Consider the following 9,081-nt stretch of genomic DNA (forward strand, 5'->3'; position numbering starts at 1 on the left):
TTTTCCAGCTCATTTTTGCTCCCTTTTTTCGAAAGCGAGTGCAAAGATAATCATTCAATCTTTATCCGCAACTACTAAAGGAAAAAAATTTGTGATATTTTTTAGGGCTCTAATACTCGATCGCACCCACTATTTAACCCACCTCTTCAACACCTTCATCCCCCTTTCTTCTAAAGAGGACTGCAAAGGTAACACCTTCAGCATTACCCGCAAGAGTTTTAAGGAAATTAATTTTTAATTCTTTTGTGCAACTACTGCTTCTTTGATTATCGTCTGTGTTCTATCAGGGCCGATAGATACCAGGTTTACAGGAACTCCGACCCTATCTTCAATGAATTTTACATAATCTACCAGTTCTTTAGGGAATTCATCGAATGACGATACTTCTTCCAAATCACAATTCCATCCTTTTACTTCGGTATATACAGGTTCCAGTTTTTCATCGACAATTTCGTAAGGCATTATATCAATAATATCTCCATTCTCTCTTTTATATGCCTCACATACTTTTAAATTCTCAAAGACATTGAGAACATCCGCTTTCATCATATAAAGCTGTGTTACACCATTGATCATTATAGCATACTTTAAAGCTGGTAAGTCTAACCAACCACACCTTCTAGGTCTACCCGTTGTGGCTCCAAACTCATTGCCGACTTTTTGCATTGTTTTACCCTCTTCATCAAACAATTCTGTTGGAAAAGGGCCGCTGCCCACTCTTGTACAATATGCTTTAAATATCCCGAATACTTCCCCTATTTTATTGGGTGCTACACCTAGTCCACTGCACACTCCGGCTGAAGTAGTGTTTGAGCTCGTCACAAATGGGTAGCTTCCAAAGTCAACATCAAGTAATGATCCTTGGGCTCCTTCAGCCAACACTGTATTTCCTTTATTTAAACTATCATTAACAAGATATTCACTCTCAACTAATTTGAATGTTTTAAGGAACTCAATTGAATTGAAAAATTCTTTTTCTAATTCTGTTAAATCTGGGTGTTCATTATAAAATCCTAAAATTTGGATATGTTTTTCAACAAGCTTATTGTATTTGTCTTTAAAAGAAGGTTGTAGCACATCTCCAACTCTCAGGCCCATTCTTGCTATTTTATCCTGATAGGTTGGCCCTATCCCTTTTAAAGTGGAGCCAATTTTTTTGTTGCCTTTTGACTTTTCATAGGCTGCATCTAAAAGACGATGCGTTGGTAGTATTAGCTGAGTCTTCTTTGAAATAACCAGATTCTTATTGAGGTCTAGATTGAATTTAGCCAATGCATCTATTTCCTTCTTAAAAATTACAGGATCTAACACTACACCATTGCCTATGATATTTAAAATATCATTTCTGAAAATTCCACTTGGTATCTGGTGAAGTACATGCTTTATGCCATCGAACTCTAAGGTGTGACCTGCATTAGGGCCTCCCTGAAACCGGGCAACAACATTATATTTAGGAGCTAAGTAGTCAACTACTTTGCCTTTACCCTCGTCACCCCACTGGAGGCCTAATAAAATATCCAACTTCATTAGTCTACTGCTTTCTTTAATAACTGGATGGCTACTTGCTCATCATTCTCAATGCTAAATATTGCATTCAGCTTTGTGATGATCAACAATTTTTTAACACTCTCTGAAGGATTTAACAAACACAATTCACCCCCTTTATTTCTAAATTTGGTGAGTATCGTTATTAGCACACCTATACCACTGCTATTGATATATCTCAACTCAGAAATATCTACCAAACACAAAATAGAGCCTTGCTGGATTTGATCATTAACAACTTCAATTATGTCAATTCCATTATCTTCACCTATCAGATCTCCAGACAAGCTTAACTTTAAAATACCATCTACTTCTTTATAAGTAAATTTCATATATCAATTTTTTTCTTTTGTCTTTAGTTTTATTCGACAATCTCCACAGATACCGTAAAGATTTAACGAGTGGTGCACAATATCAAAATTTAACAGTTCACCTACCATAGTTTGAATGTTATGAATTCTAGGATCACAAAATTCAACCACTTTATGACACTCTGTACATATTAAATGATCGTGCTGCTTGAAGCCGTAGGATTTTTCATATTGGGCCAAGTTTCTACCAAACTGGTGCTTGCTTACAAGATCACATTCCACTAGCAGATCAAGAGTATTGTAAACCGTTGCCCTACTAACTCTATAATTTTTATTTTTCATGCTGATGTAGAGAGACTCCACATCAAAATGGCCTTCTCGTGTATAAATTTCTTCTAAAATGGCATAACGCTCCGGAGTCTTTCTGAGACCTTTATTTTCGAGGTAAGCTGTGAAAATCTTTTTTACCTCTTCGTATACTTTTTCGTTTAACGCCATACTTAATTAAGAAGATTGCAAATATATGTATTCTGTTAGAAGATAGCCCCTAAGATCTAGAGAATGTTCTCAAGCCTCGAGTCTAGAAACTTTTACTACTCCCTCCACTTTCTCTAGCTTCGTAATTAGTAAGTCCAAATGCCTTGTATCATTAACATAAAGCATTATCTCGCCTTCAAAAATACCTGAGTCTGTATCAATAGACATAGACCTCATATTCACTTTCAATTCATCTGAAATAATTTTTGTAACGTCATTGATAAGTCCTACTCTATCGGTGCCAATTATTTTCATACTTACCAGAAATGCAGCTTCATGCTCACTGGCCCATTTGGCTTTGACCACACGATGCCCATGATTGGCGAGTAGCTCTGGTGCATTGGGGCATGATACCCTATGTATTTTTATACCCTCAGTAACTGTAACAAACCCAAAAACATTGTCACCAGGGATAGGGTTACAACATTTAGCCAATTTATAATCAATGACATCCATATCCTCACCAATTAGCAGTACGTCATTGGATTTGACTTTGACAATTTCCTTCTCAAATGACCGGGCATCAGAAATCTTTGTTGATGGCCGAGATTTAATGGTGTCGGATGGCTTAAAGTCCTTAAATCTTCTTAAGTCTTTATTATCTATCAGTCCTTTACCAGCGCGTAAATAGAGATCAAAAATACTGGGCATGTTAAAATAAGCCCTTAACTTATCTACAGTTTCATGGCTATGATCAATTTTAAACTGTCTTAATTTTCTAAAAAGTAGTTCTTTTCCATCTTCGGCAAGTTGCTTCTTATCTTCTTTTAAACCGTCTTTAATCTTTGATTTGGCTTTAGAAGTAACAACAAAGCGAAGCCAGTCTTCATTTGGTTTTTGTTTATTGGATGTTAATATTTCAACCTGATCACCATTTTTGAGAGTATAGTTTATAGGAACTAGCTTTTGATTGACTTTAGCACCAATACATTTAGCTCCAACTTCAGTATGGATTTCAAATGCAAAATCTAGGGCTGTAGCACCCCTTGGTAAAGTCTTTAGTTCACCTTTAGGAGTAAATGCAAATACTTCATCGCTGAAAAGGTTGCCTCTAAAATCATCTACAAATTCAAGTGCGGATGAGTCATTTTGCTCAAGCATATCACGCACTTTAGATATCCACTGTTCTAATCCAGAGCTACCAGCATCACTTTCTTTATATTTCCAGTGTGCTGCATATCCTTTCTCAGCGATATCATCCATTCGTTTAGTCCGAATCTGAACTTCTACCCACTGCCCGTTTTTTGCCATAACAGTTGTGTGCAATGATTCATACCCATTAGCTTTTGGCGTACTTATCCAATCTCTTAATCGGTCGGGATTTGGTTTATAAAAATCAGTTACAATGGAATAAACTTGCCAGCACGCTGCTTTATCTGCCTCGGGTGGTACATCTAAAATTATTCGTATTGCAAAAAGATCGTAAACCTCTTCAAACGGAATGTCCTGTTTTTTCATTTTATTCCAGATGGAATAAACAGACTTTGGCCTGCCTTTTATCACGTAATCCAATTTAAGATCATTAAGATTTCTTTGAATTGGCCTGATAAAGCTTTTAATAAATTTAGTGCGCGATTCTCTGGTTGCATCTATTTTCCGAACTAAATCTTCGTAGACTTCCGCTTCTGTATAACGAAGGTATAAATCCTCCATTTCAGATTTGATTGTGTACAAACCAAGCCGGTGAGCTAATGGTGCATACAGGAATATGGTTTCAGAGGCTATTTTGTACTGCTTATTTACTGGCATACTTTCGAGTGTACGCATGTTATGCAGTCTATCAGCCAGTTTCACTAGTATCACCCTAACATCCTCTGAAAGAGTTAATAGCATTTTCCTAAAATTCTCTGCTTGTTGTGAGCTGCCGTGCTCAAAAACACCAGAGATTTTAGTAAGACCATCAATAATTCTTGCGATTTTTCTTCCAAAGTCTCGCTCAATATCTTTAATAGTCCATTCAGTATCTTCTACAACATCATGCAGAAGCGCGGATATAATTGATGTGGTTCCAAGGCCAATTTCAGAAACGCATATTCTTGCTACAGCAATCGGGTGGAAAATGTATGGTTCGCCCGATTTTCTTCGTGTTCCGCTATGTGCCTCTAATGCCGTGTTAAATGCCTTTCTTATTAACTTGGAATCGTTATCCTTTAAAAATGGTTTCGCATTCCTAAGCAGTTGACGGTATCTCTTTACAATCTCCTTATTTTCTTCTTCTACGTCAATTTCAATCATACAAAACCGGGTTCATTTAAAAACAAAAAAAGTAAAATTTTATATTTGTACAATCAGAATTTATAAATACATTTGCACTCCATTTTGAAATAAGCGGATGTGGCGAAATTGGTAGACGCACTAGACTTAGGATCTAGCGCCTCACGGCATGGGGGTTCGAGTCCCTCCATCCGCACAAAGAAATACCCTCGATCACGATGAATAAAAATCGAGATTGAGGGTTTTTAATTTACAATATCACCGAACTAAACCTCTATTACTTTGGACATCTCATTAGACAAAAAAAGTTCAACAGAAGCTGTTATTAAAGTTAAGTTAAACGAAACTGATTATCAACCTAAGGTTGATGAAAAAGTAAAAGATTATGCTAAGAAAGCCAACATTAAAGGATTCAGACCCGGGAAGGTTCCTGCAGGACTGATTAAAAAGATGTATGGTAAATCGATCTTAGTAGAAGAAGTAAACAATACTTTATCACAATCAATCAACAATTATGTGAAGGAGAATAATATCCAGTTAATTGGTGAGCCCCTTCCTGATCAAGAGAAATCAAAAAATATTGATTGGGATACTCAAAAAGAATTTGAATTTGAGTATGAAATTGGAATGGTTGATGACTTTAAATATGACATCTCATCGAAGGTAAAAGTTAAATCTTATACAATTGAACTTGACAAAAAAGGGTTACAAGAAACGCTCGAAAATGTAAAGAAACAATTTGGAGAAGTTACAAATCCAGAAATTAGCGCGGAAGGCGATGACTTATTTGGAACTTTCCAGGAAGTTGATGGAGAACTAACCAATGAAACTCTTCTAAAATGGGAAACCATCAATAAGAAAGAACAAAAGAAATTCAAAGGTTTGAAACCAGGTGATGCTGTTGAGGTTGACATTCAGAAATTAGTGGATGACGACCATGACTTGATGACATTACTGGACATAGGACATGATAAGGCCCATGATATAAAAGGAAAATTCACGTTTACCGTTAAAAATGTAAATAGAACTGTTCCTGCCGACTTAAATCAAGATCTCTTTGATAAAGTATTTGGCAAAAATGTGGTTAAGTCTGAAAGTGAATTTATTGATAAGGTTAAAAATACTGTAGAAGAGAATTACAAAAGAGAATCTGATCTTTTATTAAATCGAGATATAAGAGATGCCCTTATTAAGAATACTAAAATTGAAGTGCCAGAAAAATTCTTAAAAAAATGGCTTTTAGTAACCAATGAAGGTAAGGTTACAGAGGAAGATATTGCAAAAGAATTTGAGGACTATTTACGATCTCTTAAGTGGGATTTACTTAGAAATAAGATTAGTGAAGATAATGATATTAAAGTTGAGCATGAAGATGTTAAAGACCGAGCCAAAGGTATGATTCTTAGCCAGCTGGGGGGACCGGGAGCAGCTGAGCAATTAAAAGACCATTTAGATTCATTTGCTGACAATTACCTTCAGGCTGAAAATGGCCAGAATTATATGAAGGTGTATAATGAATTACGAGAAGATAAAATCATGCAATTAGTAAAAGAAAAAATCTCTCTTGCAGATAAAAAAGTAAACTTAGATGAGTTTAAAAAAGCTGCTGAAAACTAATTAATATCAATTAACGTTGTAAAGAAGCTCACCTAAAATGGATGGGCTTTTTTTATATAAAATCTAGATTTTCTTACTAACATTGAGTACTTTAAAAGAGATTAAATAGAATGATAAATAAAGAAGAATTAAGAAAATTCGCTGTTAAAAGTCATGGTATTAGTGGACATGCATTTGATGACTATTCAAGTGCAATCGAAAATATGACGCAATATGTTATCGAAGAGCGTCCTGGCAATTTTCGTGCAATTGATGTTTTTACAAGATTAATCTCTGATAGAATCATATTTCTTGGCATGGGCATAGACGATCAGATTGCTAATATTATTACTGCACAATTACTGTTTTTGGAATCTAGTGATCCTAAAAAAGATATTATTATGTACATAAATAGCCCCGGAGGCTCTGTGTATGCAGGATTGGGTATTTATGACACCATGCAGTATGTTAACCCTGACGTAGCAACCATTTGTACCGGACTAGCTGCCTCAATGGGTGCTGTTTTATTAGCGTCTGGGCATGAGAAGAAACGTTCTGCCTTACCTCATGCAAGAATCATGATTCATCAGCCTATGAGCGGCATGCAAGGGCAGGCATCAGATATGGAGATATCTTTAAAGCAAACATTAGAAGTTAAAAAAGATCTTTATAACATATTAGCTAAACACAGCGGTCAGAAATACGATAAAATAGAGAAAGATTCTGATAGAGATTATTGGATGAGGGCCAGTGAAGCGAAAAATTATGGCCTTATTGATGAGGTGTTAGAGAAAAAATAGAATTATGTCAGAAGTTACTTGTTCATTTTGCGGAAGAAATAAAAAGGATGTTGATTTGATGATCTCAGGGATACATGCACATATATGTGATAAATGTATTACCCAGGCAAATCAAATTCTTAGTGATGAAAAGAAGACAGGTAGCGGCTCTTCGGGTGCGCCTAGCTTTAACTTGGTGAAGCCTGTAGAAATGAAAAAATTTCTTGACGAGTTTGTGATAGGCCAGGATGAAGCCAAAAAGGTAATGTCAGTAGCGGTGTACAATCATTATAAGCGATTGATGCAAAAGCCCAGTGATGATGATGTGACCATTGAGAAATCGAATATTATAATGGTGGGAGAAACAGGTACGGGTAAGACCTACCTTGCCAGAACTTTAGCCAAAATATTACAAGTACCTTTTTGTATTGCAGATGCTACTGTGCTAACAGAAGCAGGTTATGTTGGTGAGGATGTTGAAAGTATCTTGACCAGATTACTTCAATCAGCTGACTATGAAACAGAAGCCGCTGAGCGAGGTATAGTTTATATTGATGAGTTAGACAAAATTGCTAGGAAATCTGATAACCCTTCCATAACAAGAGATGTTAGTGGCGAAGGTGTACAGCAAGCACTTTTGAAGCTTCTCGAGGGAACTACTGTTAATGTTCCACCACAAGGAGGCAGAAAGCATCCAGACCAGAAAATGATCTCAGTTAATACCGAAAATATTCTATTTATTTGTGGTGGGGCTTTTGATGGCATATCAAGAAACATTGCAAAAAGAATTAATACTCGTCCACTAGGGTTTGCTTCTAAAGAAGACGCCCTAAACCCATTGGATGTTGAAAACGATAATTTACTCCAGTTCGTTACTGCTCAAGATTTAAAAAGTTTTGGATTAATACCTGAACTTATCGGTAGGCTACCAGTTTTAACATACTTAAACCCTCTTGATGAGGAAGCACTGACAAAGATCCTGACAGAACCCAAAAATGCACTGATTAAGCAATACGAGAAATTGTTTAAAATGGAAGATATTGAGATAGAATTTAAAAAAGGTGCCATTGACTTTATTGTAACAAAAGCTATGGATTATAAACTTGGGGCTCGAGGGTTAAGATCAATATGTGAAGCTATTGTTAATGATGCCATGTTTGAAATGCCTTCCGAAAAAGATTCATCCAAGCTGATAATTACCAGGGCTTATGCTGAGGAGAAATTTAATAAGTCCCGGTATAGTAAGTTAAAAGTAGCTTAGTTCAGGTATTTGATGATTAATTCAGCGGTGTTTTTTGATGCAGAACCTATATTCAGAGTATTTTCAATATCAATATAGTCTTCAATAATTTCTGCCCTTTTCTTAACATCATTAATTAGCAAATTCAGCTCGTACTCTAACTGGGTTTTATTCAAATCATTTTGAATAAGCTCCTTAACAACTGGTTTATCTGCAATTAGATTAACAAGAGAAATATAACCAACCTTTATTAACCGTCTCCCGATAATATAAGATATATAGCTAGTCTTGTATATAACCACTTGTGGAATCTTTAGTAGAGCAGTTTCCAATGTTGCTGTGCCCGAAGTAACTATGGCAGCTTTACTTTTCTTTAATAAATCATAGGTATTTCCTTCTGTAAGCTCAACATTCTCCAAGTGTTCTACCCCAAAATATTGAGATAATTCCAGGTTATTAACCTTTGCTATAACAAAATACAAATGTGGGTTATTGACTATTACTTCTTTAACAACAGGCAACGTTGTTTTCAATTCCTGTGATCTACTTCCTGGTAGAACGGCAATAATAGGTTTATCATTATTTGAGAAGTGAACATCCTTGTATTTATGATTCTTAATAGCATCCAGAACAGGATTGCCTACATAATCTACTTCCCAATCAAACTTTTGATAAAAATCCTTTTCGAAAGGAAGGATAACAAACATCCTATCAACTAAACGTTTAATTCTTTTAGCCCTACCCTGATTCCATGCCCACACCTTAGGCGTAATATAATAGAAGATTTTAATACCCTTCTTTTTCAAAAAAGAAGCCAATTTTAGATTAAACCCACCATAATCAATTAGGATTACTACAT

General features: G+C 35.7%; 9 protein-coding genes and 1 tRNA gene. 5 read left to right on the top strand and 5 right to left on the bottom strand.

From position 1 onward, the window contains the following. Positions 1-238: hypothetical protein (locus RLO81_RS01170; RefSeq protein ID WP_350106016.1), on the top strand; the 238-nt coding region annotated here is incomplete at its 5' end. Here the strand turns inward: RLO81_RS01170 and RLO81_RS01175 are convergent. The 4 genes from RLO81_RS01175 to RLO81_RS01190 form a co-directional block, all read right to left on the bottom strand. Next, complete coding sequence (locus tag RLO81_RS01175) at positions 235-1,527, bottom strand: adenylosuccinate synthase (RefSeq protein ID WP_350106019.1); 1,293 nt, start codon at positions 1,525-1,527, stop codon at positions 235-237. The two genes, RLO81_RS01170 and RLO81_RS01175, sit on opposite strands and share 4 nt — an antisense overlap. Continuing rightward, positions 1,527-1,877 carry an STAS domain-containing protein gene (locus RLO81_RS01180; protein WP_350106022.1) on the bottom strand — a complete coding sequence of 117 codons (351 nt, stop codon included), beginning with the start codon at positions 1,875-1,877 and terminating at the stop codon, positions 1,527-1,529. The genes RLO81_RS01175 and RLO81_RS01180 overlap by 1 nt, the downstream gene beginning before the upstream one ends. A 3-nt stretch (positions 1,878-1,880) precedes the next feature. Continuing rightward, positions 1,881-2,354: a Fur family transcriptional regulator gene (locus RLO81_RS01185; protein ID WP_350106025.1), complete on the bottom strand. Its 474-nt coding sequence runs from the start codon at positions 2,352-2,354 to the stop codon at positions 1,881-1,883. 69 nt (positions 2,355-2,423) lie between these two features. Next, positions 2,424-4,628 carry a RelA/SpoT family protein gene (locus tag RLO81_RS01190; protein WP_350106028.1) on the bottom strand — a complete coding sequence of 735 codons (2,205 nt, stop codon included), beginning with the start codon at positions 4,626-4,628 and terminating at the stop codon, positions 2,424-2,426. Between the two features lie 93 nt (positions 4,629-4,721). Between RLO81_RS01190 and RLO81_RS01195 the strand changes: the two genes are divergently transcribed. The 4 genes from RLO81_RS01195 (at position 4,722) to clpX (ending at position 8,243) form a co-directional block, all read left to right on the top strand. Then, a tRNA-Leu gene (locus RLO81_RS01195) sits at positions 4,722-4,803 on the top strand. A gap of 86 nt (positions 4,804-4,889) precedes the next feature. Beyond that, a complete protein-coding gene (gene tig / locus RLO81_RS01200; protein WP_350106031.1) occupies positions 4,890-6,224 on the top strand; it encodes a trigger factor in 1,335 nt (444 codons plus the stop codon). A gap of 110 nt (positions 6,225-6,334) precedes the next feature. After that, on the top strand, positions 6,335-7,003 hold the full coding sequence (locus tag RLO81_RS01205; protein ID WP_350106034.1) for a ClpP family protease: 669 nt from the start codon (positions 6,335-6,337) through the stop codon (positions 7,001-7,003). Between the two features lie 4 nt (positions 7,004-7,007). After that, positions 7,008-8,243: an ATP-dependent Clp protease ATP-binding subunit ClpX gene (gene clpX / locus RLO81_RS01210; protein WP_350106037.1), complete on the top strand. Its 1,236-nt coding sequence runs from the start codon at positions 7,008-7,010 to the stop codon at positions 8,241-8,243. On the opposite strand, the gene lpxB is transcribed toward clpX, so the two are convergent. After that, on the bottom strand, positions 8,240-9,081 hold an 842-nt coding region (lpxB, locus tag RLO81_RS01215; RefSeq protein WP_350106040.1), incomplete at its 5' end, for a lipid-A-disaccharide synthase. The genes clpX and lpxB overlap by 4 nt on opposite strands.

Origin of the sequence: Fulvivirga sp., from assembly GCF_040220315.1 — a bacterium.
Lineage (GTDB): Bacteria > Bacteroidota > Bacteroidia > Cytophagales > Cyclobacteriaceae > Fulvivirga.

What these genes read in the sequence shown, in the direction of transcription:
- RLO81_RS01175 (WP_350106019.1), bottom strand. Translation starts at nt 1,527, where the DNA reads ATGAAGTTGGATATTTTATTAGGCCTCCAGTGGGGTGACGAGGGTAAA.
- RLO81_RS01180 (WP_350106022.1), bottom strand. Translation starts at nt 1,877, where the DNA reads ATGAAATTTACTTATAAAGAAGTAGATGGTATTTTAAAGTTAAGCTTG.
- RLO81_RS01185 (WP_350106025.1), bottom strand. Translation starts at nt 2,354, where the DNA reads ATGGCGTTAAACGAAAAAGTATACGAAGAGGTAAAAAAGATTTTCACA.
- RLO81_RS01190 (WP_350106028.1), bottom strand. Translation starts at nt 4,628, where the DNA reads ATGATTGAAATTGACGTAGAAGAAGAAAATAAGGAGATTGTAAAGAGA.
- RLO81_RS01205 (WP_350106034.1), top strand. Translation starts at nt 6,335, where the DNA reads ATGATAAATAAAGAAGAATTAAGAAAATTCGCTGTTAAAAGTCATGGT.
- clpX (WP_350106037.1), top strand. Translation starts at nt 7,008, where the DNA reads ATGTCAGAAGTTACTTGTTCATTTTGCGGAAGAAATAAAAAGGATGTT.